This window comes from Paenibacillus sp. JL3B1040, from assembly GCF_057063165.1.
This window is the reverse complement of the sequence record NZ_CM169317.1, coordinates 4410287-4432494: the sequence shown is the minus strand read 5'-3', so window position 1 is coordinate 4432494 and position 22208 is coordinate 4410287. Positions and strand designations below refer to the sequence as shown.

Here is a 22208-nt window from a genome sequence, read left to right as displayed (position 1 = left end):
TCCCGAACTAGTTTTACCCGTATATTCTACACCTTTTTTGTCGAGAACACGAATGAAAGGGTCCACATTTTGCGGGTTCGCAGCGTATCCTTAAATTTAACTTAAAAACATCGGCGGTTTTTTTATGATTATTTAAGGTAAGGCGGTGTTATTTCTGGTAAAGTCAAGAAAGTACGATTTTCTAAAAAAACGAATGCTTTCCGAAGAAGGGAGTCGCAAGACGTATGGAAGAAAAGGATAAGAGAAGGCTGGATTTCGACGAAGGGGAAGCGGAAGCCTCGGAGGAGGAAACGCTGTCTTCGGAAGGACAAGCCGACCAAATGGAAGGTGACCCCGCCGAACCGAAGGAAGCGGGATACGATCCGGCGGACGACGCGGATTTTATCGCCGAAGGCACCGTAGCCGACGCGGATTCGACGCCGGTGATGGTCTCCCAGCAAGGGGAGTCTGAGGCCGCAGCGGTCCAAACCTCCAAATCCGGCAATAAAGTATGGCCGATTGTATCGCTGGTCTTGGCGGTTTTGCTGATCGTTGTGTTGATCAAACCGCCGTTTGCCACGAACAAAGCGGAGGCCGTCGCAACGGTGAACGGCGTGGAGATTACGAAAGATCGGCTGTATGATGAATTGGCGGCCAGCGGAGGGGAACAAGTGCTGTCGAATCTCATTAATCAGGAGCTCGTGAACCAAGAGGCCGCCAAGAAGAACATTACGGTGACAGACGCCGATATCGATGCCGAAATCGAAAGCTACAAAACCCAGTTCGGCTCGGAGGATGCCTTGAACCAGGCATTGGTACAGTACGGCATGACCATGGACGACCTGCGGGAGCAGGTCGTGATGGAACTGAAGCTGACCAAGCTGCTGGAGCCGGAGATCAAGGTGACCGACGAGCAAATCAAGGAAACGTTTGAATCCATCAAAGATTCCTTTAACACGCCGGAGCAGGTTCGCGCTTCCGTTATTTTGGTCGCTACCGAGCAGGAGGCGAAGGATATCGTGAAGCAGTTGGGCGAAGGCGCGGACTTCGCGGAGTTAGCCAAGAGCAAATCGCTTGATGCCGCAACGAAGGACCAAGGCGGCGACACCGATTTCTTCGCCCGCGGCGAGAAGGAAGAAGCGGTGGAAACGGCGGCCTTTAAGCTGGCGAAAGGCGAGGTCAGCGAACCCGTGAAAACGAGCGAAGGCTATCAGGTCATCAAAGTCACCGAGAAGAAGGAAGCCCACACGGCAACGCTGGAGGAGAAGCAGGATGAGATCCGCAAAGGGCTTGTCTCCCAACAGGTTGCCAGCATGTCGGGAATGTGGCTGGAGGACGTGCGCAGCAAAGCCAAGATCACCAATACGTTCACGGACGCGGCCGAAGCGCAGTAAGTTTGGCGCGGCGCAGCCGCAGCACCGCCGGAGCAGAAGCTCCGGCGGTTTTCATGTTCAGAAAGTTCGCTTATTATTGCTTGGAGTTTCCAAAGAACAAGCGGTACAATGGGGGTGTCGGAAAGAGATTCGGGAGTTTTTTGTGCGGATAGGTTTAGGAGGCAGGAGAAGATGGCGGAATGGTATGAGCTAAGTTTCGGAGAAGATTATTTGCTGGTATATAAACACCGTGACGTACAGGGCGCGAAACATGAAGTGGAGCGGATGATCGGCTGGCTGAACCTAGCTCCCGGAGCGAAGGTGCTGGATTTATGCTGCGGCATGGGGCGGCATTCGCTGGCGTTGGCCGACGCGGGATTCTTGGTTACCGGCGTGGACCTGTCGGAGGTGCTGCTCCGCGAGGCGAAGCGCCTAGACATCGAGGACAGGGTCGCCTGGCACCAGGCCGATATGCGCCGCTTGCCGCTCGAGTGCGGAGAGTTTGATGCGGTGGTGAACCTGTTCACCTCGTTCGGGTATTTCAAGACAGACGGGGATCAGATCAAGGTGCTGCGGGAAGCGGCGCGCGTGCTGAAGCCGGGCGGCCGCTTTCTCCTCGATTTTCTGAATCCCGCCTACACGGCGGCTCATCTTGTTCCGCATTCGGAACGGGAGGATGAAGGGCAGCGGATCGTGGAACGGCGCCGGATCGAAGACGGTTATGTGATCAAAGACATCGCCATTACCGCTCCCGGAGGGGAGCCGAGGCATTACCTGGAGCGAATCAAGCTGTACGCGTTGGATGATTTTCGGCGCATGCTGACGGAGGCCGGACTGGAACTGCAGCACGTTCATGGCGATTACGACGAAGAGGCTTACGACCCGGATACGTCCCGGCGCATGATCCTGGTGGGGGTGCGCCCATGACGCTGCTGCCGGAAATTCAGCTTTGGGAGCGGGATATCGTTGCCCGTGTCCCGATTTCCATGGCCCCTCCCCTACGCCGGGTGAACAGTTACGTGCTGCGGAGTGAAGAGGGAATTACGATCATCGACCCGGGGCCGCGGACGGACGAGACGGAGGCGGAGTGGCGGGTCGCGTGGCACGAGCTCGGGATCACGCCCCGCGATGTTACCCAGATCGTCCTGACCCATCACCATCCCGACCATTACGGCCTGGCGGGATATTTGCAGGAAATCACCGGGGCGGCGGTGCTGATGTCTCCGCGTGCTTTTGAGGAGACGCGGCTGATGTGGGGTGCGGACAGCCGAATGCAGGCGGCGCTGCCCGAATTATTCCGTCGGCACGGGATGCCGGAATCCTGGTGCGCCCAACTGCCAGGGCACTTGCACGGCTTTGTCGCCCAGGTCACCCCGGCTCCCGAAGTGACGTTCCTCCGCGAGGGGGAATCGGTCCGCATGGGCGGACGAGCCTGGTTGCCGGTCGAAACCGGCGGACATGCCCCGGGTCATCTGTCGTTTTATGATGCCGAGCACAAGCTGATGTTTTGCGGGGATGCGGTACTGCCGCAAATCTCCCCCAACGTCAGCTTCCTGCCCGGCAGCGATCCGCAGCCGCTGCGATCGTTCCTGGATTCGCTCGCGAAGCTTAGCGGCTACGAGGTGGCGACCGCTTATCCGGGACACCGCCATCCGTTCGATTATTTCGGAGAACGCGTGCGTCAACTGCAGCAGCACCATGAGGAGCGGCTGGCGCGCATCGAAGGCTTGCTGCGGGAACGGCCGCAGACCGGATTCGATGTCTGTGCGGCACTGTTCGGCACGGAACTTGGCATTCATCAAATGCGCTTTGCCATGTCGGAGACGCTGGCCCATCTGGTGGAACTGGTCCGGCAAGGACGGGCTATAGAGCAGCGGGTGCACGGAGATAGCGAAGTCGAAATCGTACGATTTGCGCCGGATTGATCGGTTCGGTTTGGCAAGCGGTACAAAAAGGAGAGCGGCAGTCGATACCGCTCTCCTTTTTGTTGGGTGCGCCGATTGGGTTAACGCTCGGCGTCAAGCGTTTCTTCGCCCTTTTCTTTTTCCCGCTCCGCCTGCTTGCGGTGAGCGATTCGGCTGCTGGCCGAAGCCGCGACCGCGCCGACGATATCGTCCAGGAACGTATTGCACGGTCCCAGGGACTTGTCGTTGAGTTGCTCGAGAATGCCCGGCTTTAGTTTGTCGACGTAGCCGTAGTTGGTAAAGCCGATGCTTCCATAAACGTTGACGATCGAGAAGGCCAGAATTTCGTCAACGCCGTACAATCCCTCGTCGTTGGCGATCATGTCCTGCAGCTCGGGGATCAGCATTCCCTGCTCTGCCAAAATATCGAGTTGGATGCCGGTCAGCACCGCATTTTGCACCTCGCGCTTGGTCAGCACCTGCTCCACGTTATGTATGCACTCTTCCATCGTCAGGTTCGGGTAATATTTTTGCTGCAAAAACAGAACGAGTTCGGCGATTTGCTCGGTGGTGACGCCGCGTTTGTGCAGCCACATCTTGGTGGCGTCGGCGACCTTTTTACTGTTCAGGCTGTAAGGCGCTTTAGCTTTCGGTTGTTCCATCCCCATACACTCTACTCCTTGTGATTTAGTCGGATCGACAGGATATGAAGCAGTTTGTCCAGTTCCCGGAAAAATATAGTTATTTTTCGGGACAAGGCTCGTATATATAGTAATACAAACCTTAGCCAAATGAAAAACTCAGGGAGGAACGAACAAAAATGAAACGGAACCGCCGAATACGAAATACGGCCGCCGCCGGGGCAATCTCGCTCCCGCTGCTGCTGTCGGGCTGCGGCATGTTTGGGGGAAACTCCGCCCAAATCGATCCTCCGCCCGCCGACATGGAAACCCGGATGCTGGAGGGTCTTGATACCGTAGAACAGACAAGCTTTGCGCAAGAGGAGGCCCTTTCTACGGTTTATCTGGTGAATGAGCATGGTAAGCTGGCCCCGGTCGCCCTTCACCTGCCGGAGGGCGAGGCTGCGCTGAAGCTGAATCGGATGCTGGAGATGCTGGTGAAGGACGGCAAGTATGCCGGTCTGCTCCCGGCCGGCTTTAGGGGCATACTTCCGGCGGGCAGCGAGGTCAAGGCGGTTACCGTCAAAAAAGACGAGAAGCTGGCCGTGGTCGAGTTCAATCAAGCGTTTGCCGGTTATGAGGCCGCGGATGAGCGCAAAATTCTCGAAGCGTTGACCTGGACGCTGACCGGAACGCCGGATGTGGAGAAGGTTCAGCTGTGGGTTGATGGGGAAAAGCTGAACGAGATGCCGGTGAACGGTACGCCGCTGGACCGTCCGCTCAGTCGCAGCTTCGGCATCAACCTCGAACTAAAAGCGGAATCCGGCCTGTCTCAACTGAGCCCGGTGATCGTGTATTTCTCCGCGGCAACGCCGGACGGTGTCCAGTATTTCGTGCCGGTGACAAGGTTCGTGCCAGCCGGCGGCGATGCGGTCAAATCGGCGCTGGGCGAGCTGCTCAAGGGGCCGCAGCAAGGCGACGGACTGGAGCGGGTTGTGACCGACAACACCAAGCTCGACAGCGTCGAAATCTCGAAAGACGGCGTCGTTACCGTCGCGCTGACGGACGATATGTTCGAAGCCGGCGAGAAGCTGCCGGCGCAAATGCTGCAGTCGCTAGTGCTGACGGTCACGGAAAACAAAGACGACAGCAAGGTGCGCATTTGGCTGAACGGGCAAAAGGAAGTCGTTGGTCTGGACAATCAGACCTACAGCGAACCGGTGATGCGGCCGGAGACGATCAACGAAATCCCGCTGTAACGGTATGCCGACCTTTAACAAAAGGAATCCTGCGATGGGCGGGGTTCCTTTTGTTTCGCCGAATGGAAAGATGCTTTTATGACCACACTTTGGTAGAATAGGGAAAGCATACAGACAGCAAGAAACCGTAGGAGGCAATGATGATGAGAAGCAACGGACGCCAGGCGGACGAGCGCCGGCCGATGAATTTAACCGTCAATATCAATAAATATGCGGAGGGTTCCGTTTATATCGAGGTTGGCGACACGAAGGTGATGTGTACCGCAACCGTTGAAGAGAAGGTCCCGATGTTCATGAAAGGCCAAGGCAAGGGGTGGGTTACGGCCGAATATGCGATGCTGCCCCGCGCGACCCAAACGCGCAACCAGCGGGAATCGGCCCGCGGCAAGCTGAGCGGCCGGACGATGGAAATCCAGCGGCTGATCGGACGCGCGCTGCGTTCGGTCGTCGATCTTCAGGCCCTGGGCGAACGCTCGGTTACGATCGACTGCGACGTGCTGCAGGCGGACGGCGGAACACGGACCACGTCGATTACGGGAGCTTTCGTGGCGATGGCGCTGGCGATGCATAGGATCGCTCAGAAACATGCGCTGCCGAAGTTTCCGATCACCGATTTTCTTGCTTCCGTCAGCGTAGGGATCGTCGGGGAAGATACGCTCCTGGACCTTAATTATGAGGAGGATTCCAAAGCGAAGGTGGACATGAACGTCGTTATGACCGGCCGGGGCCAATTCGTTGAGGTGCAAGGCACCGGCGAGGAAAGCCCGTTCTCCCGCTCGGAGTTGGACGGTTTGCTAGCCATCGCCGAGAAAGGGATTCGAGAGATGATCGAGCAGCAGCGCGAGGCGCTGGGACCGATTGCGCTCCAGATCGGCAGCAGGCAGTCCGGATCGGCGGTGTAGTCATGATCGAAGGACCGGTGATTATTGTTGCGACCCGCAATGCCGGGAAGGTGCGGGAGTTCGCCTATGCATTGGCACCGCTTGGCAAAGAGGTTCGGAGCTTGGCGGACTACCCGGACGTTCCGGAAGTAGTGGAGGATGGGACGACGTTCGCGGAGAACGCCCGCAAAAAAGCCAAAACGGTCGGCGATGCGCTGGGCCGCCCCGTGCTGGCCGACGATTCGGGACTTTGCGTCGACCAACTGGACGGCGCTCCGGGCGTTTATTCGGCGCGTTACGCCGGGGAAAACGCCAGCGACGAGGACAACAACGAGAAGCTGCTCGCCGAGTTGGAGAAGCGGCGGCTCGGGGAGGATACGGAACAGCCGCTGCTGAGCACGGCGCGGTTCGTCTGCCACTTGGCCCTGTATGACCCGGCCGGAGGGCGGTTCATCGAAGCCTCCGGCGAGGTCGAAGGCTGGATCACCTCCGAGCCGGCGGGCGGCGGCGGGTTTGGGTACGACCCGCTGTTTTACCTGCCGGCCTACGAGAAGACATTCGCCGAGCTGACGCTGGAGGAGAAGCAGGCCATCAGCCATCGCGGTGCGGCGCTGCGGGCGCTCGCGGAGAAGCTGGGCGGGACGCAGGTAAACTGAACAGCAGGATTTCCAGCTCGTTGTAAGCAATTCGCGTTCATGACAAAAGCAAGCCAGGAGCGGAGGGGCCCGGCTTGCTTTTTACGCTTTGAATTATCGAATTTTGACGTTGTATGCGCTCAGCCAGAAGTTTACCTGCGACAAATAAGCGAACAGCTGCGGGCCGCTCATCAGTTGACCGAACCACGGCAGGTTGGTGGACGATTCCTTGGATGCGGCGATGGCGCGGATTTTGTTCGCATCGATCAGCGGCAGGATCGGCGAGGTCGCGTCGTCGAGGATGTTCAGCATTTGATCGCGCACCGCAGTAAGGTAGTTCGGGTTATGCGTTTTGGGATAGGGGCTCTTTTTGCGGTACAACACGTCTTCGGGCAGAATGCCTTCGAGCGCTTTGCGCAAAATTCCTTTTTCCCGGTTCCCGGTCGTTTTGATCTCCCACGGGATGTTCCAGACGTACTGCACCAGACGGTGGTCGCAATAAGGTACGCGGACTTCCAGTCCAGCGGCCATACTCATGCGGTCCTTGCGATCGAGCAGCGTCGGCATGAACCGCGTGATGTTCAGGTAAGACATGACCCGCATCCGGGCCCTCTCCCCCACCTCCCCTTCCAGCTTCGGCGTCTCCCCTACCGCTTCGCTGTAACGATCGGCGAGGTACTGTTCCGGCTTGATCCATTCGCGGATTTCCGGAGACAGCAAATCGGCGCGCAGCCCGGTCGCCACCGACCACGGGAACGTCCCCGAATTGAGCAGTTCTTCGCGATGGAACCACGGGTATCCGCCAAAGACTTCGTCCGCGGCTTCGCCGGAGATGGCGACCGTCGCCCCTTTTTTGATCTCCCGGCAAAACAGCAGCAGCGAAGCGTCAACGTCGGCCATACCCGGCAGGTCGCGGGCAATCGTCGAATCGGGCAGCGCCGAGACCAGCTCGGGGGTGTCGAATTGAATGGCGTGATGGGCCGTCCGCATTTCCTCGACCATACGCTGTATCCACGGGCCGTCCGCCCCGGGCTGATAGCTGTGGGCCTGGAAATGCTTGTCGTTATCGACGTAGTCGATCGAATACGTATGCAATTGTCCACGGCCGGTCCGCTTGTAGTAATCGACGGCGAGCGCCGTCAGCGCGCTGGAGTCCAGACCGCCGGACAGCAAAGTGCACACCGGCACGTCGGAGATGAGCTGGCGATCCATCGTGTCCTGCAGCAGCTTGCGGATCGTCGAGGCCGTCTCCTCCACATTGTCCGTATGGGGTTCGGCTTCCAGCTTCCAGTAGGCGTATTTACGCAGCCCGCTGCGGTTGAAGATCATCACGTGACCCGGACGCAACTCCTTTAGATCCTTGTAAACGCCATGGCCGGGTGTTCGCGCCGGACCAATGACGAAAATTTCGGCAAGGCCTTCGGGCCCGACGACCGGCTCCACCTTCGGATGGCGCAAAATCGCCTTTGGCTCGGAGCCGAAGATCAGCGTGCCGTCCATTTCGCTGTAGAACAACGGTTTCACCCCGAGGCGGTCCCGGGCAAAAAAGACGTGCTCCCGGACGCTGTCCCAAATCGCGAAGGCATATATCCCGTTCAGCCGGTATACGCAATCCGGCCCCCACTCGATATACGATTGCAGCAGCACCTCCGTGTCGCAATTGGTGCGAAACGTACGGCCTCTCCTCTGCAGCTCGGCCTTCAGCTCCGGAGCGTTATAAAGTTCCCCATTATATACGATCGTAAACACCGCATCTTCTTCATGAATAATCATCGGTTGCGCCCCGTTCTCGGGGTCTATGACGCTAAGGCGCCGATGTCCGAAAGCACACGGTCCGGAAATCCATGTCCCCTGGGCATCGGGTCCCCGTTTTTCCAGACAGGACGTCATGGATAACACCAGATCCGATTCTTTGGTCAAGTCCCGGTTCCATTCGATAAAGCCGGTTATTCCGCACATTTTTGCTATCTCCTCTCCGCATTGCTTTACAGTCCCGCTTGCCGACCGGGTGAAAAGTATTAACAAATTATGCCGAACGAGGGCATAAAATGTCTGTCCATTATGGAAAACTATGGCTTGTAGGCGGCAAAGCGCGAGGTTAAAGCAAGCGACAGAAAGGAGGGAGGGACTTGGAAAAGAGGTCATTTTACATCTCTGTTCAAGGGCGATCGCTGCTTGAAGATCCCAGTGCCGCGGCGTATGAATGGGAGGTTGAAGCCACCCGGCAGGAGGCGGATACCCTAAGCCATATGCTCGAGCAGTTGGGCGAGAAGGAGGAAAGCGGCTTTCTCGCTTTTACGTACCCCTGGCCGGATTCGCCGGAGAGCGAGGTAAACCGCAGCTACGAGAGCCACTTGAACGCGTTGTATCGAGAAATATACCGGCTGGGCACGGCGGAGACCCGGAGGCAAATGGAGCGCTCCGGTTTTGCGGCGTTGCTGTAGCTGCCTTTAGATCCCATCGAAAGGAGCATCGCTTGTGACGTATTATATCAAGGACGCCGAATATCGGCGGATGGACGAATATCAGGACCGGCCCTGCGCGGTGATTCAGGTGTATCCGGGCGCGGTGGGCGATCCCGATCTTTTTGTCTACGTGGCTCGTACCGTGGACGGCAACGGATATGAAATTATCCGGATGATCCGCAGCGATGCCGATTTGGAGATCGATTGGTACGACAATAATCTGCATCAGGCGTTTGCCGAAGTAGCGGAAGACCAGTTTGGAGACCGGGGGTGGCCGGATCCGGGAATCCAACGCAAGGAGTTTTTGCAAAATTTGCTCGCCAACGAGCAGATTGCCGCCCGGTTGGAGCAGTTGACGACTTAAGAAAACGCCAATGTTTTGCCGAAAATCGCTTTGAAAAAACAAAAGGGATGCGCTATAATTATTAACGCATCCTTTTTTATGTCTAGGTGTCCCAGTAGCTCAGCTGGATAGAGCAACGGCCTTCTAAGCCGTCGGTCGGGGGTTCGAATCCCTCCTGGGACGTGACGAAAGAGCACCCGTTTGGGTGCTTTTTTTGTTGCGTCCCAGGTTGGGATGAGAACCCCCATAGGGGTTCGTCGCAGCGAAAACGCCCGCGGAAGCGGGGTGGAGGAGCGGAGTCTCGAGCGGTGCGAGAGTACCCCGACGGGGACAGAAAGAGCCTTTGTTAGCACCCGTTTGGGTGCTTTTTTTGTTGCGTCCCAGGTTGGGATGAGAACCCCGACAGCGGACGCCGCAGATCAACATCTATTTTGGGCGTTCTCACCCCCAGGATGCCGCAAAACCGCCTCAGGAATCGAACGCCATGGCCCGTGGCGGTGCCGGGATCCTCGGCAGTTCAACTTCCGAATAAATCAAAAAAACCCTTTGTGACCAAAGGGTTTAGAGGTTAAAAAAGGTTATGGAGCGGGTGAAGGGAATCGAACCCTCGCCTCAAGCTTGGGAAGCTGGCATTCTACCATTGAACTACACCCGCAAAAGCTAAGCAAGAAATATTATAACCCCAACCGAGACGAGAATCAAGCCCCGCCATATATTACCGGCCGGGGCGCTTGCTTTTACTTTTTACTTGACGAAAATCCTCCGAGCTGCCGCCATCCCCCGCAACTCGATATTCAGTTCCTCCTTCTCTTCATCGTTCAGTTCCAAGTGTAGTCCATAATGTTGGTTTGGGGGTTCAAGCTCCTTCTGCCAGCGGATTTCTCCGGGAAAGGTGCGGATCTCCTCGCTTAAGCGCACGTGAAGCAGGATGCGTATGGCGTGGGAGGACGCGTGCAGATTTAATTCGGTACGGACCCGGCAGCCCGATTTGCTGATATCGATCAGATCGATCTGCGCAGGTTTGCAGGGTAACGCTAGCCCGTCGATGGATAGGATTTCGAGCGATGCCTCTATCGGCGGATTTAGGGAGTAGCGAAAAGGTTCGGTTCTTCTAGTCGTCATCATAACTCGATTATAGCGAAAATCGTCGAAATGAACACGGTCTTTTTACCGATAAAGGGGAGAATTTTTTTTTCGTTTTTACATCACCTTACAATCTACGAGAATTGATTTAACAATTGTATACGACAATCAAATCGTAGTTACATATGCCAATATAAAGGGTGAAATGAATGAAGATGAGTAAGGTTATGGGGATGATTCTGGCCTCCGCGGTCGTGGCGACGTCAGCGATGGCGTCTAGCGCGGCAGCCGAAGCCGGCTTCAAGCCGGTCGCGGCCCAAGTCGCCGCAGGCCAACTGAAAGTGGTGAACCAAAGCGTTGTGATCGACGGCGCCAAAGTATCGCTGAAAACCGTGACGGTCAATCAAGCGGTCTTGTATTCGCTTCGCGATTTGGCCGGCGGGTTGGGGGCAACCATCAAGCAATCCGGCGCCGAATTAACGGTGACCGACAGCCTGGGGCAACACGCGGTCACGCTGAAAGCCGGCTCCAAAGGGTACCGGGTCGACGGAGTTAACGCCCAGTTTACAGTGGCTCCGCTGTCCGTACAAGGTTCGGTATACGTCGAACCGGCTGCGCTTGTTCAAGCATTGGGAGGCGAGGTGCTTCCGGGTACAAGCGAGCTTCGCAGCACTGCGCGTTTGAGCGGCCAATTTTCCGCACCGTGGTTCGACGCAGCCGGCAATGTCATCGTCAGTCAAGACGATGCGGCAACCGTGCAGCTATTAAAATTGGGGAACGGTGGCCAATCCGAGCTCTTTTCCGATAACGGAAATGTCGTTGGGGCAGCCTTGTCGCCAGACCATACCACTGCGGCTTTTACGGATGAAACCGGCGCTTTGTTCCTGATCGATACGGGGAACGGTACGGTCAAGCAGCTTGGTGCCGACACATCGGTGAAGACGGATTTGACCTGGTCGGCAGACGGCAAGAAAATCTATTTCATCCAAGGCGACAAGCAGGAGAAAATCGCATACATAAGCCTGGATACGGCGCAAGTAACGGAAGTGCTGGCCGATAAAGTGGAGAACAAAGCCGAGGTACAAGTATCTCCGGACGAGAAGCAGCTGGTTTACTTCGTCAACGTGACGGGTAAAGCCGAAACGGACAAAGAAGGCACGGAAGAGTCGCTGACGATCGATTACTCTAAAGCAGGGACGCAAGTCTATTCGCTGGAGCTTGGCAAGAAGGACGCCAAACCGGTGCAACTGACGAAAGAACTGGACAACAAGCTGTATCTGTCCCTTCTGCCGAATGGCAGCGCGGCATATATCAGTGCCGATCCGGATGGGGCTGCGGAAGGCAGCGTGCTGAAACTCATCTCGGCGGACGGTACGAAGATCAGTAATCTGGTCGCCGACGTTGACGTCATCTCGAGCGATGTCATTAACGGTAAGCTGGTCATTCTTGCTGAGGATGCCAACGGAAGCCATTTGTTCGAAGTCGCCCCAACCGGCGCAAAAACGGAGTTGTACGGCACGAAAGCGTCCGTTTCCGAATGGGCTTTGGCGAAGAACGGAATGATCGCGCTCATCGCAGACGGCAAGGTAATCTTGGTGCAAGGCGGCAAATCGACGGAACTGACAAAATAATCGAATCCGGAAGGAGTTTTATTTGAATGAACTGGTTGAAAAAATTATCATTGGTCACGGTAGCCTCGGCAGTGCTGCTGTCGACGACGATTTCGGGGTCCGCTTGGGCGAAGGACGAGCTCAAGGGCAAAATAACGGTGAACGGCTCGACGGCGTTGCTGCCGCTGACTTTGCAAGCGGCCAAGGAGTTTCAAAAGCTGCATCCGAAAGTGAAAATCGCCGCCTCGGGCAAAGGCTCCGTCACCGGACCTCAAGCCGTAAAGAAAGGAATTGCGGAAATCGGCGCCTGCGACTGGGACGCCAGCACGGACGTTCCCGGCTTTAAAGCGTTCGACGGGCAAGTTGCCAACAAAGTTGCGGTCATTCCGTTCGCGACGATCGTCAACAAGAGCGTAAGCGTCGACAATCTGACGACGGAGCAACTGAAAGGCATTTACGCCGGAAAAATCACCAATTGGAAAGAGGTTGGCGGCGACGACGAAGACATCGTGGTCATCACTCGTTCGTTCGGTTCGGGCACGCGCGTCAACTACCAGGCGAAGGCGCTCGGCGGCGGAGATATCGTGAAAAAGGAAAAGAACTACAAGGAAGTGGGCTCCAGCGGCGACATGAAAACGGCCGTAGCCACGACACCGAATTCAATCGGCTACATCGATTTGACGTACATCAGCGGGAAGGACATCAAAGCCGTGAAACACAACGGGGTTGAAGCCACGGTAGAAAATGTCATCAACGGCAAATATAAAATTTGGTCGTACGGCTACTACATGACCAAAGGTCAACCGACCGGAGCGACAAAAGCGTTTATCGAATATGTTCAAAGCAAGAAGTTCCAGGAAGGCTCACTGAAAAAATTGAAATTCATTCCGATTTCGGCAATGAAATAAAGCAGAAGCTTGCATGAACCCGGCCAGCCCCATACAACGGGGCTGGTCTTATGCATGGGAGGAACCAGGGTGAATTTACCTGCTCAACACACCGCTTCGCACGCCGGCACGGCCCCCGAGCCTCCGCGCGGACTGACGGCCGGAAACAACCGGGCGCGACGGATGGACCGGCTATTCAAAAACTACTTTCTGTTCAGCATTTTGGCGTTATGCTTCGTACTGGCGTTGGTCGTTTTCTTCATCGGCAGGACGGCCATTCTGACCTTCCGGGACGTTTCGTTCGCCGAATTTTTCTTCTCCTTCGATTGGACGCCGGAGGAGGGCCGGTTTGGCGCCGCCTTGTTTATCGTCAATACGTTGTCCTTAACCGCTTTAACCATGATTATTGCCGTCCCGGTTTCGGTGGGCATGGCGATTCTGATCGCGGAAATTGCGCCCCATTGGCTTAAAAAAATCGTACGCCCGCTGCTGGACCTGCTGGTCGGTATCCCGTCGATCGTTTATGGCTATCTCGGGTTGACGGTGCTGCTTCCGCTGCTTCGCGAACTAAGCGGCGAGGGCCTGGGCGACGGGCTGCTGGCCGCCGCGCTGGTGCTGACGGTCATGATTCTGCCGACGATCAGCCGAATAAGCGACGATGCCATCACTGCCGTACCCAAAAAGTACCGTGACGCCTCTTACGCGCTGGGCTCGACCCGACTGCAGACGATTTTCAAAGCGGTGCTGCCGGCGGCCGGTCGCGGGATCGTCGCCGCCGTCATTTTGGGCATGACCCGCGCCATCGGCGAGACGATGGCCGTGGTCATGGTCATCGGCAATACGCCGCAGTTGGCAAAGTCGCTGTTTGCTCCAGCTTCGGTGCTGACGAGCAATATCGTGATGCAAATCTCCAATGTGGAGTTCGAATCGACGTGGAACTACAGCCTGCATATGATGGCGTTTCTGCTGCTGCTCATTTCCTTTGCCCTGATTTTGCTCATCCGCTTCGTCGGCCGAAAGAGAGAGGTGTAAACCATGAACGGGTTTCAACGATCCCGGAAATATACCCGCTCTTTGCTGTGGGACCGCGCGGCCACCGGCGTCTTTTACGGATTGGGAGCGGCGATCCTGCTGTTGATCGCTTGGCTGCTGTTCACGATCCTGAGCAAAGGGCTGCCGCAGATTTCCTGGGGCTTCCTGATTAAGCTGCCGGAGGAAATCGATGCCGGCGGAGGCATCGGTCCGATGCTGTTCAATTCCTTCTATGTTCTGTTCCTTTCGCTGCTGATCTCAATTCCGATCGGCGTTGGCGCCGGCATATATATGGCGGAATACGCGCCGAACAATCGGTTTACGGAGGTGCTGCGCATCTGCGTGGAATCACTGTCCTCCGTGCCTTCGATCGTCTTCGGCATGTTGGGCTTGGCGATCTTCGCCGAATATTTCGGGATCGGTCTCACGATCCTTGGCGGAGCGGTTAGCTTGGCATTCCTTAACCTGCCCATGCTGGCCCGGGTGACGGAAGAGGCGGTCCGTGCCGTGCCAAACGAGCTTAGAAACGGAGCCTATGCGCTGGGCACTACGCATTTTCAGGCGATCCGCACCGTCGTGATCCCCGTGGCGATGCAGGCGATCGTCACCGGCATCTGTCTAGTGGCGGGCCGCGCCTTCGGGGAATCGGCCGTGATTATTTTGACGGCGGGGCTTAGCACTTCAGGGGAAATGTGGGACTTCAACCTGTTTTCACCGGGGGAGACCTTGGCTGTCCATCTTTGGTATGTCCAATCGGAGGCGATTGTGGAGGATGCTCGGGAAATCGCCGATAAGTCGGCCGCCGTGCTTGTGTTCGTCGTGCTGTTGATCAATCTGGTATTCCGCGTGCCGCTATGGTTCAACAACCGCAAGCTGAAAAGATAACGTGGACGCAGGCCGGCAAACCCCAAAAGCCACGAGAGCTTATGGCTCCCGCGGCTTTTTTGCCGTTATCGCGCATTGCGTTTAAGGGCTCAAAGTTTAGCGGCTTGCCGCCGAACCGGCCAGCAGCGCCTGAAGGTCCGGCTCGATTTCCGACGGCTCGGTGCGGGCACCGTACCGCTTGACGATCGCGCCCTCCCGGTTAACGAGGAACTTCACGAAGTTCCATTCGATATCGCCGGTGTCGTAAGGATCTGGCGTATGCTTAAGCAGATATCGGTATAACGGGTGTGCTTGCTCCCCATATACGTCGATTTTGGCGAAGAGCGGGAAGGTGACCTGATAATTCGTTTCGCAAAATGCCTTGATCTCCGCTTCAGTCCCGGGCTCCTGCTCGGCGAACTGGTTACAAGGGAAACCAAGGACGGAGAAGCCTTGGTCCTTATATTGACTGTAAAGGCGCTGCAGCCCTGCGTAATGCGGAGTCAAACCGCAGGCGCTGGCGGTGTTGACGATCAGCAGCACTTGGCCGCGGTAGGGGGCGAGCGTCGTCGATTCGCCCGTAATGGTACGGACTTCGGAATCATAGATACTCGTTGGCTCAGAATTCATAAGATCACCTCTCGCGAAATTTGGATAGCATTTAGCTCCATTGTACTCCAAATCCTCCCAGTATCTCAAATTTAAAAGATCGTACGCAAATAGCTGTCATAGACCTGACACTAAGAAATTTTCTATTGTCTATCCTATAAAAATGCTGTAAAGTAACTTATCAAATAAACATTTTTCTGTTTTGTGTCAGTTAACTTAACACCTCAATTGACCAAAGTTCGATTAATTGTCACTTTTTAGCGAAATAGCGGCAAAAATTGTGACCTATCATATATCGCTCCAATTGTCGTCCTCGCTTATTCCTCTACTTTATCTCGTTGCAGCAAAGAAATGGGAATACACATTCGTCCTCTCTTAAGAGACGGCTTTTGACAATACTCAAGCATCTAAGAAAAGAGGCTCGAAGGCCTGACTTTAGCCTATCGCTTTAGTGAATCACAGTAAGACAGAACAATTATACACTTGTCTTTTTATGGCGGACATTGTCGAAAGAGAGATTGTCGGTGAAGCTGTTCGTGAAGACCGCAATATTCCATTTTTCAGGAAAAGGGGCAGGAACATGATTCAACCCATTTTGCAGATTCAGGATTTGCACACCCACTTTTTTACCGATCGGGGTGAAATCCCTGCGGTGGACGGCGTGAACTTGTTTGTCAATCCCGGCGAGGTGCTCGGCGTCGTTGGGGAATCGGGCTGCGGCAAGAGCGTGACCTCCTTGTCGATCTTGAAGCTCATCCCGCAGCCTCCCGGTAAAATCACCGACGGGTCGATTTTATTTAAAGGGCAGGATATCGTTCCGATGAAGGAACGGGAAATGCGGGCAATTCGCGGCAACTCCGTTTCGATGATTTTTCAGGAGCCGATGACATCGCTGAATCCATTGTTTACCGTAGGTCAGCAAATCGGAGAGACGGTCCAACTGCACCGGGGGTTCCGCAAAAAAGAAGCGCGCGAGCATACGATCGACATGCTGAAAAAGGTAGGTATCCCAAGGCCGGAAGCCGTCATCGACGAGTATCCGCACCAGTTGTCCGGCGGGATGCGGCAACGGGTCATGATTGCGATGGCGATCTCCTGCAACCCGGAGCTGCTGATCGCAGACGAACCAACCACGGCGCTCGACGTGACCATCCAGGCGCAGATTCTCGATCTGATCCGGCGCCTGAACGAAGAGAACGGCACCGCCGTCATGATGATTACGCACGATCTTGGGGTCGTCGCCGATATGTGCCACCGGGTCGCCGTCATGTATGCGGGGAAAGTCGTGGAGGAGGGCAACGTGCGGGATATTTTCAAAAATCCGCTGCATCCCTACACGCAAGGGTTGATCAAATCGGTGCCGCGCATGGACGAAGACCGCAAACGCTTGTTCTCCATTCCGGGCAATGTGCCGATCCTGAACACGCGGATGAAGGGCTGCCGGTTCGCCGAACGATGTCCGCACGCGATGCCGGTTTGTCTGGAGCAGTTGCCTGAGCTCAAGGAATACGAAACGGCGCATAGCTGCCGTTGTTGGCTCCATGAAACGCCACAGGAGGAAGTCGTATGAGTGAACCGTTACTGCAAGTGGAGCATTTGAAAAAATACTACCCCCTCGGGGGCGGATGGTTCGGCAAGTCGCAGCAATTCGTCAAAGCCGTGGACGACATCTCATTTACGGTGAATAAGGGCGAAACGTTCGGGCTGGTGGGGGAGAGCGGCTGCGGCAAATCAACGACCGGCCGTTCGCTGCTCCGGCTGATCGAGCCGACCGGTGGAAAGGTGCTGTTCGAGGGAGAGGATATGACCGCCTTGTCTCCCGAAGCGCTGCGCCGAAAACGCAAAGATATGCAGATCGTGTTCCAGGACCCGTTCTCTTCGCTGGATCCACGCCACACCGTGCAGCGCATCCTGGAGGAACCGCTGATTGTGCACGGTGTGGGCAATGCCAAGGAACGCCGGGCCATGATCGACCGGCTGATCGATGTCGTCGGATTAACGCAGAGCCATCTGCAGCGTTATCCGCATCAGTTCTCCGGCGGCCAGCGCCAGCGGATCGGCATCGCCCGCGCGTTGTCGCTGCAGCCGAAGCTAATCGTCGCCGACGAACCGGTTTCGGCGCTTGACGTGTCGATCCAGTCGCAGGTCGTGAACCTGCTCCAGGATCTTCAGGAGGAATTCGGCTTGACGTATATTTTTATCGCCCACGATTTGAGCGTCGTGAAGCATATGTGCGATCGGGTCGCGGTGATGTACCTCGGGCGTATCGTCGAAATTGCCGACAAGCACAAGCTGTACTCGGCGCCTCAGCATCCGTACACGCAGGCGTTGCTGTCCGCCGTACCGGAGCCCGATCCGGACAAGAAGACGGAGCGGATCATCCTGCAGGGCGAAGTGCCCAGTCCTGCCAATGCGCCGGTCGGCTGTGCGTTCCATACGCGTTGTCCAATGGCGATGGACGTCTGCCGGAGGCGCCGCCCTGAGCTGGCCGAGACGGAAGCGGGCCACCTGACAGCCTGCCACCTGTTCACGGAAGCGAAGGCCGCAGGAAGCGCGTTGGCTTAAAGCAATTAAATCTTTGTTCAAAAAGTCAGGTTGGGAGCAACGAGAAGGTTGGATGAAGCTAGGGACGCCCGGCAGCGCGGCTGCACGGCTGCGTAACGGACCGTAATGACCTTATTTGCCCATTTCCCGGCTATTTCCCGCCGTAACGGACTCCAGAGGCCTTATTGCTCACTCATGCGGCCACTTAGCCGCTTTTAACTGAGAATAAGGTCTTCTCGGTCCGTTAGAATCGGGAACTGCCCCAAAGCAGGCCAATAGCGTTTCTGGTGTCCGTTAGCTTGCTGGAAGCTACGTGACAGACTGACTTCGTGATCGAAAGATGACGTTTTGGACTACCGCCATGGTTTATAGCCGGAAACTAAGCCCGGCTTCTTATAAACAAGAAATTATATATCGTATTTCAGAAGGGAGCCACAATATGAAAGCAAGAAGATGGAGCAGTGTCGTATTGGTCATGATGCTTAGCGCAGCCGTTGCCCTTACGGGCTGCGGGGGGAACAACAGTGCCGGTGGCGGCAACTCCGGCGGAACGAATGCGGGGACGAATACGGAAGCGAACGCTCCGGCCGATTCCGCCCAAGACACGTTGATTGTCGGCCGCGGCGGGGATTCCGCTTCCCTGGATCCGGCGATCGTAACGGACGGTGAGTCGCTGAAAATCGCGCACCAAGTGTTTGACTCTCTACTGGAGTACAAAGAAGGAACAACAGAGGTTCAGGGCTCGCTGGCCGAGAGCTGGACGGTGTCCGACGACGGTTTGAAATACACCTTCACGTTGCGTCAAGGCGTGAAATTCCATGACGGCACCGACTTCAATGCCGACGCGGTCGTATTCAACTTCAACCGCTGGACCGATCCAACCAGCGAATTTAAATTCGAAGGCGACTCCTTCGACTACTACGATTCCATGTTTGGCCCTGACGGCAAACGCGTCATCAAAGAAGTTAATGCGGTTGATGCCAACACGGTCGAATTCACATTGAACCAGCCGCAAGCGCCGTTCCTGCAAAACCTGGCCATGACCTCCTTCGGGATCGCCAGCCCGACGGCCATTCAGGAGAAGAAGGAAAACTTCAAGAACGAACCGGTCGGTACAGGCCCGTTCGTGTTCAAAGAATGGAAACGCAACGACTCGATCACGCTGGAGAAGAATGCGAACTATTGGAAAGAAGGGCTTCCGAAGCTGAACAAAGTTATCGTTCGCTCCATTCCGGACAACTCCGCGCGCTTCAACGCTTTGCAAAGCGGCGAGATCGATTTGATGGAAGACTTGAGCCCGGACGATCTGGCGACGCTGGAAGCGAACCCGGATCTGCAAAAGATCGAGCGTCCTTCCAACAACGTCGGTTACGTCGGCTTCAACCTCAAGAAAGAACCGTTTAACGACGTGAAAGTTAGACAAGCGCTGAACTATGCCGTCGACAAGCAAGCGATCATCGATGCCTTCTTCGCCGGCCAAGCGGAACCGGCCAAGAACCCGATGCCGCCGTCCCTATGGGGTTACAACGAGAGCATCGCCGATTATGAGTTTGATCCGGAGAAAGCAAAATCGCTGCTGGCGGAAGCGGGTTATCCAAACGGCCTGCCGGGCGAATATGTCTTCTACGCGATGCCGGTATCCCGTCCTTATATGCCGGACGGCAAGAAAGTTGCCGAAGTCATCCAACAGAACTTCGAAGCGGTTGGCGTGAAGGTTGTTATCGAATCTCCGGAATGGGCCACTTATCTGGACGATGCGCAAGCCGGCGAAAAAGACGATCTGTTCATGCTCGGCTGGACCGGCGACAACGGAGACCCGGACAACTTCCTGTACACACTGTTGGACAAAGACGCGATTCCGTCCAACAACTACAGCTATTATGCGAACGATGAGCTGCATGAATTGTTGATTGCGGCGCAAAAAGAAACCGAGCAATCGAAACGCGAAGAGTTATACAAACAAGCGCAGGAAATCATCAAGGCCGACGCGCCATGGATTCCGCTCGTGCATACGACGCCGCTCCTGGCAGCGAAAGCGAATCTGAAAGGTTATGTGCCGGCGCCGACAGGTACGGAGTACTACAGCAACATCTATTTCGAATAACAGGCGGTATCTTAACGCCTCTGGCGGGTGAACCTCATCTTGAAAGCTTATGTGTTGAAACGAATTCTCATCATGGTTCCTGTCCTGATCGGCATGACGATTATCGTGTTCTCCATTATCCATGCGATTCCCGGCGATCCCGCGGAAACGATTCTGGGGCAGAAGGCGACGGAGCAGTCCAAAGAAGCGCTCCGCGAGCAGCTTGGTCTGAACAATCCGTGGTATCAGCAGTATTTCGCGTACATGGGAGATTTGCTGAAAGGTGACCTGGGGCAATCGATCCGCACGAGAGTGCCGATTGCCCAGGAGATCACCCCGTATCTGGCGGCAACGGCGGAGTTAACCGTGGCGGCCATGGCGTTTGCGATTTTCTTTGGCGTGAACGCCGGCATTATCAGCGCCTGGAGGCAAAACTCTTGGTTCGATTACATTTGCATGCTCATCGCGCTGATCGGGGTATCGATGCCGATCTTCTGGCTCGGGCTTATGGAGCAGTGGATTTTCTCGCTCAAGCTGCATTGGCTGCCTTCGATCGGGCGAATGAACCAGCGGGATCCGGTAGAAGCCGTAACCAATCTGTATCTGATCGACAGTCTCATCGCGGGCCGTTGGGATCAGTTATGGACGGTGGTCAAGCATTTGATTTTGCCAAGCGTGGCGCTGGGCACGATTCCGATGGCGGTCATCGCTCGGATGACGCGGTCCAGCATGCTCGAGGTCATGAATTCGGATTTCGTTCGGACGGCCAAAGCCAAAGGTCTTTCTCAGTTCATCGTCGTATATAAGCATGCGCTGAAAAATGCGTTTATTCCCGTGCTGACGGTCATCGGTCTGCAAACGGGCGCGCTGCTCGGCGGCGCGGTCCTGACCGAAACGATTTTCGCTTGGCCTGGCGTGGGACGGTATATTTACGAGGCGATCAGTTCGCGCGATTATCCGGTCATTCAGTCCGGGATTCTGATCATTGCTTTCCTATTCGTCGTCATTAATCTGATCGTGGATTTGCTGTACGCAGCGGTCGATCCGCGCATCCGGTACCGGTAAAGGAGGGAAACCCATGGCGCAAGCAACTACGGCAACATCCAACGGAAGCACCTCCGTCCCGGCCGAGAAGGTTTCCGGACCTTGGCGCGATGCGTGGAGAGCGTTCCGCAAAAATAAAATCGCGATGGTCGGCCTCATCATGCTCGGCTTCTTCATTCTGATCGCGCTGCTCGCACCGGTCATCGCCCCTTATGAGTACGATACGCAGGTTTTGCGCGACCGCCTGAAAGCTCCGTCCTCGGCCCATTGGTTCGGGACGGACGACCTCGGACGCGACCTGTTTTCCCGCGTGCTTTACGGGGCCCGCATTTCCCTGTGGGTCGGTACGTTTTCCGTCGTGGGATCGATCATTCTGGGGACGTTGTTCGGCATCTTGGCGGGTTTCTACGGCAAATGGATCGACATGATTATCTCGCGTCTGTTCGATATCCTGCTGGCGTTCCCGAGCATCCTGCTGGCGATCGCGATCGTGGCCATTCTCGGCCCGTCCCTGCAGAACGCGCTGCTCGCCATCGCTATCGTCAACATTCCGACCTATGGCCGGCTGGTGCGGGCGAAGGTGCTGAGCTTGAAGAATGAAGAGTATATCACCGCCGCGCGGGCCATAGGGATGAAGAACAGCGCGATTCTGCTGCGGCACATCCTGCCCAACAGCTTAACGCCGATTATCGTGCAAGGCACGCTGGGGATCGCTACGGCGATCATCGAAGCGGCCGCGCTCGGCTTCCTTGGTCTGGGCGCGCAGCCGCCTACGCCGGAATGGGGCAAGATGCTGTCGGACTCGCGGCAGTTCATCGCCACCGCCCCGTGGACCGTCGTTTTCCCGGGGATTTCGATTATGCTGACCGTGCTGGCCTTCAACTTGATGGGCGACGGTTTGCGCGATGCGCTTGATCCGCGGATGAAAAGTTAATCCAGCCACGATCGACTGTCGGGAGGTTTGTCCCGGCAGTTTTTTCATGTGTGCGTGCC

General features: G+C 56.1%; 21 protein-coding genes and 2 tRNA genes. 18 read left to right on the top strand and 5 right to left on the bottom strand.

Going from position 1 to position 22208, the window contains the following annotated elements; translation table 11 throughout:
- Window positions 1–224 precede the first annotated feature (224 nt).
- From ACZF99_RS20045 to ACZF99_RS20035, 3 genes are all read left to right on the top strand, one after another.
- A complete protein-coding gene (locus tag ACZF99_RS20045) occupies window positions 225–1373 on the top strand; it encodes a peptidylprolyl isomerase (RefSeq protein WP_483606722.1) in 1149 nt (382 codons plus the stop codon).
- 171 nt (window positions 1374–1544) lie between these two features.
- The gene (locus tag ACZF99_RS20040; RefSeq protein WP_483606721.1) at window positions 1545–2279 is read left to right on the top strand and encodes a class I SAM-dependent methyltransferase; all 735 of its coding nucleotides are present in this window, start codon (window positions 1545–1547) and stop codon (window positions 2277–2279) included.
- Window positions 2276–3277: an MBL fold metallo-hydrolase gene (locus ACZF99_RS20035; RefSeq protein ID WP_483606720.1), complete on the top strand. Its 1002-nt coding sequence runs from the start codon at window positions 2276–2278 to the stop codon at window positions 3275–3277. The genes ACZF99_RS20040 and ACZF99_RS20035 overlap by 4 nt, the downstream gene beginning before the upstream one ends.
- 80 nt (window positions 3278–3357) lie before the next feature.
- Here the strand turns inward: ACZF99_RS20035 and ACZF99_RS20030 are convergent, their stop codons facing one another.
- Window positions 3358–3924 (bottom strand): phosphatidylglycerophosphatase A family protein, encoded by a 567-nt coding sequence (locus ACZF99_RS20030; RefSeq protein ID WP_483606719.1) that lies wholly within the window; start codon window positions 3922–3924, stop codon window positions 3358–3360.
- Window positions 3925–4076: 152 nt separating this feature from the next.
- Here ACZF99_RS20030 and ACZF99_RS20025 point away from each other — a divergent pair, with 152 nt between their 5' ends.
- The 3 genes from ACZF99_RS20025 to ACZF99_RS20015 all read left to right on the top strand — a co-directional run bounded on the left by ACZF99_RS20025 (window position 4077) and on the right by ACZF99_RS20015 (window position 6672).
- Entirely contained in the window at window positions 4077–5135 is a 1059-nt protein-coding gene (locus ACZF99_RS20025) for a GerMN domain-containing protein (protein ID WP_483606718.1), read from the top strand.
- Window positions 5136–5275: 140 nt separating this feature from the next.
- Window positions 5276–6037, top strand: coding sequence for a ribonuclease PH (rph, locus tag ACZF99_RS20020; RefSeq protein ID WP_483606717.1), 762 nt, complete (start codon window positions 5276–5278; stop codon window positions 6035–6037).
- 2 nt (window positions 6038–6039) lie between these two features.
- A complete protein-coding gene (locus tag ACZF99_RS20015) occupies window positions 6040–6672 on the top strand; it encodes an XTP/dITP diphosphatase (RefSeq protein ID WP_483606716.1) in 633 nt (210 codons plus the stop codon).
- 93 nt (window positions 6673–6765) lie between these two features.
- Here the strand turns inward: ACZF99_RS20015 and asnB are convergent, their stop codons facing one another.
- The gene (gene asnB / locus ACZF99_RS20010) at window positions 6766–8610 is read right to left on the bottom strand and encodes an asparagine synthase (glutamine-hydrolyzing) (protein ID WP_483606715.1); all 1845 of its coding nucleotides are present in this window, start codon (window positions 8608–8610) and stop codon (window positions 6766–6768) included.
- Window positions 8611–8780: 170 nt separating this feature from the next.
- Between asnB and ACZF99_RS20005 the strand changes: the two genes are divergently transcribed.
- The 3 genes from ACZF99_RS20005 to ACZF99_RS19995 all read left to right on the top strand — a co-directional run bounded on the left by ACZF99_RS20005 (window position 8781) and on the right by ACZF99_RS19995 (window position 9642).
- A complete protein-coding gene (locus ACZF99_RS20005) occupies window positions 8781–9095 on the top strand; it encodes a hypothetical protein (protein ID WP_483606714.1) in 315 nt (104 codons plus the stop codon).
- A gap of 34 nt (window positions 9096–9129) precedes the next feature.
- The gene (locus ACZF99_RS20000; RefSeq protein WP_483606713.1) at window positions 9130–9480 is read left to right on the top strand and encodes a hypothetical protein; all 351 of its coding nucleotides are present in this window, start codon (window positions 9130–9132) and stop codon (window positions 9478–9480) included.
- 88 nt (window positions 9481–9568) lie between these two features.
- Window positions 9569–9642 (top strand) — tRNA-Arg (locus ACZF99_RS19995).
- A 398-nt stretch (window positions 9643–10040) separates the two neighbouring features.
- Here ACZF99_RS19995 and ACZF99_RS19990 read toward each other — a convergent pair.
- Both ACZF99_RS19990 and ACZF99_RS19985 read right to left on the bottom strand, forming a co-directional pair.
- A tRNA-Gly gene (locus ACZF99_RS19990) sits at window positions 10041–10114 on the bottom strand.
- An 89-nt stretch (window positions 10115–10203) separates the two neighbouring features.
- Window positions 10204–10584: a PilZ domain-containing protein gene (locus ACZF99_RS19985; RefSeq protein ID WP_483606712.1), complete on the bottom strand. Its 381-nt coding sequence runs from the start codon at window positions 10582–10584 to the stop codon at window positions 10204–10206.
- A 167-nt stretch (window positions 10585–10751) separates the two neighbouring features.
- Here ACZF99_RS19985 and ACZF99_RS19980 point away from each other — a divergent pair, with 167 nt between their 5' ends.
- The 4 genes from ACZF99_RS19980 to pstA all read left to right on the top strand — a co-directional run bounded on the left by ACZF99_RS19980 (window position 10752) and on the right by pstA (window position 14956).
- Window positions 10752–12173: a stalk domain-containing protein gene (locus tag ACZF99_RS19980; protein ID WP_483606711.1), complete on the top strand. Its 1422-nt coding sequence runs from the start codon at window positions 10752–10754 to the stop codon at window positions 12171–12173.
- A 26-nt stretch (window positions 12174–12199) separates the two neighbouring features.
- A complete protein-coding gene (locus ACZF99_RS19975) occupies window positions 12200–13060 on the top strand; it encodes a phosphate ABC transporter substrate-binding protein (RefSeq protein ID WP_483606710.1) in 861 nt (286 codons plus the stop codon).
- Between the two features lie 132 nt (window positions 13061–13192).
- The gene (gene pstC / locus ACZF99_RS19970) at window positions 13193–14071 is read left to right on the top strand and encodes a phosphate ABC transporter permease subunit PstC (protein ID WP_483612854.1); all 879 of its coding nucleotides are present in this window, start codon (window positions 13193–13195) and stop codon (window positions 14069–14071) included.
- A 3-nt stretch (window positions 14072–14074) separates the two neighbouring features.
- Window positions 14075–14956, top strand: a complete 882-nt coding sequence (pstA, locus tag ACZF99_RS19965; RefSeq protein ID WP_483606709.1) for a phosphate ABC transporter permease PstA — start codon at window positions 14075–14077, stop codon at window positions 14954–14956.
- Window positions 14957–15052: 96 nt separating this feature from the next.
- On the opposite strand, the gene ACZF99_RS19960 is transcribed toward pstA, so the two are convergent.
- Entirely contained in the window at window positions 15053–15565 is a 513-nt protein-coding gene (locus ACZF99_RS19960) for a glutathione peroxidase (RefSeq protein ID WP_483606708.1), read from the bottom strand.
- Window positions 15566–16124: 559 nt separating this feature from the next.
- On the opposite strand from ACZF99_RS19960, the gene ACZF99_RS19955 reads away from it, so the two are divergent.
- The 5 genes from ACZF99_RS19955 to nikC all read left to right on the top strand — a co-directional run bounded on the left by ACZF99_RS19955 (window position 16125) and on the right by nikC (window position 22149).
- Window positions 16125–17114, top strand: a complete 990-nt coding sequence (locus tag ACZF99_RS19955; RefSeq protein WP_483606707.1) for an ABC transporter ATP-binding protein — start codon at window positions 16125–16127, stop codon at window positions 17112–17114.
- Window positions 17111–18109 carry an ABC transporter ATP-binding protein gene (locus ACZF99_RS19950; protein WP_483606706.1) on the top strand — a complete coding sequence of 333 codons (999 nt, stop codon included), beginning with the start codon at window positions 17111–17113 and terminating at the stop codon, window positions 18107–18109. Before ACZF99_RS19955 ends, ACZF99_RS19950 begins: the two co-directional genes overlap by 4 nt.
- Before the next feature lie 418 nt (window positions 18110–18527).
- Window positions 18528–20192 carry an ABC transporter substrate-binding protein gene (locus ACZF99_RS19945; protein WP_483606705.1) on the top strand — a complete coding sequence of 555 codons (1665 nt, stop codon included), beginning with the start codon at window positions 18528–18530 and terminating at the stop codon, window positions 20190–20192.
- Window positions 20193–20231: 39 nt separating this feature from the next.
- A complete protein-coding gene (locus tag ACZF99_RS19940; protein WP_483606704.1) occupies window positions 20232–21236 on the top strand; it encodes an ABC transporter permease in 1005 nt (334 codons plus the stop codon).
- 13 nt (window positions 21237–21249) lie between these two features.
- A complete protein-coding gene (gene nikC / locus ACZF99_RS19935; protein ID WP_483606703.1) occupies window positions 21250–22149 on the top strand; it encodes a nickel transporter permease in 900 nt (299 codons plus the stop codon).
- Window positions 22150–22208 lie beyond the last annotated feature (59 nt).

Coding starts and splice junctions, on each gene's coding strand:
- ACZF99_RS19980 (WP_483606711.1), top strand. CDS start 10,752: ATGAAGATGAGTAAGGTTATGGGGATGATTCTGGCCTCCGCGGTCGTG.
- ACZF99_RS20045 (WP_483606722.1), top strand. CDS start 225: ATGGAAGAAAAGGATAAGAGAAGGCTGGATTTCGACGAAGGGGAAGCG.
- ACZF99_RS20025 (WP_483606718.1), top strand. CDS start 4,077: ATGAAACGGAACCGCCGAATACGAAATACGGCCGCCGCCGGGGCAATC.
- ACZF99_RS19955 (WP_483606707.1), top strand. CDS start 16,125: ATGATTCAACCCATTTTGCAGATTCAGGATTTGCACACCCACTTTTTT.
- asnB (WP_483606715.1), bottom strand. CDS start 8,610: ATGTGCGGAATAACCGGCTTTATCGAATGGAACCGGGACTTGACCAAA.
- ACZF99_RS19945 (WP_483606705.1), top strand. CDS start 18,528: ATGAAAGCAAGAAGATGGAGCAGTGTCGTATTGGTCATGATGCTTAGC.
- ACZF99_RS20040 (WP_483606721.1), top strand. CDS start 1,545: ATGGCGGAATGGTATGAGCTAAGTTTCGGAGAAGATTATTTGCTGGTA.
- ACZF99_RS19950 (WP_483606706.1), top strand. CDS start 17,111: ATGAGTGAACCGTTACTGCAAGTGGAGCATTTGAAAAAATACTACCCC.
- ACZF99_RS19960 (WP_483606708.1), bottom strand. CDS start 15,565: ATGAATTCTGAGCCAACGAGTATCTATGATTCCGAAGTCCGTACCATT.
- ACZF99_RS19985 (WP_483606712.1), bottom strand. CDS start 10,584: ATGATGACGACTAGAAGAACCGAACCTTTTCGCTACTCCCTAAATCCG.
- pstA (WP_483606709.1), top strand. CDS start 14,075: ATGAACGGGTTTCAACGATCCCGGAAATATACCCGCTCTTTGCTGTGG.
- ACZF99_RS20030 (WP_483606719.1), bottom strand. CDS start 3,924: ATGGGGATGGAACAACCGAAAGCTAAAGCGCCTTACAGCCTGAACAGT.
- rph (WP_483606717.1), top strand. CDS start 5,276: ATGATGAGAAGCAACGGACGCCAGGCGGACGAGCGCCGGCCGATGAAT.
- nikC (WP_483606703.1), top strand. CDS start 21,250: ATGGCGCAAGCAACTACGGCAACATCCAACGGAAGCACCTCCGTCCCG.
- ACZF99_RS19975 (WP_483606710.1), top strand. CDS start 12,200: ATGAACTGGTTGAAAAAATTATCATTGGTCACGGTAGCCTCGGCAGTG.
- ACZF99_RS20015 (WP_483606716.1), top strand. CDS start 6,040: ATGATCGAAGGACCGGTGATTATTGTTGCGACCCGCAATGCCGGGAAG.
- ACZF99_RS20035 (WP_483606720.1), top strand. CDS start 2,276: ATGACGCTGCTGCCGGAAATTCAGCTTTGGGAGCGGGATATCGTTGCC.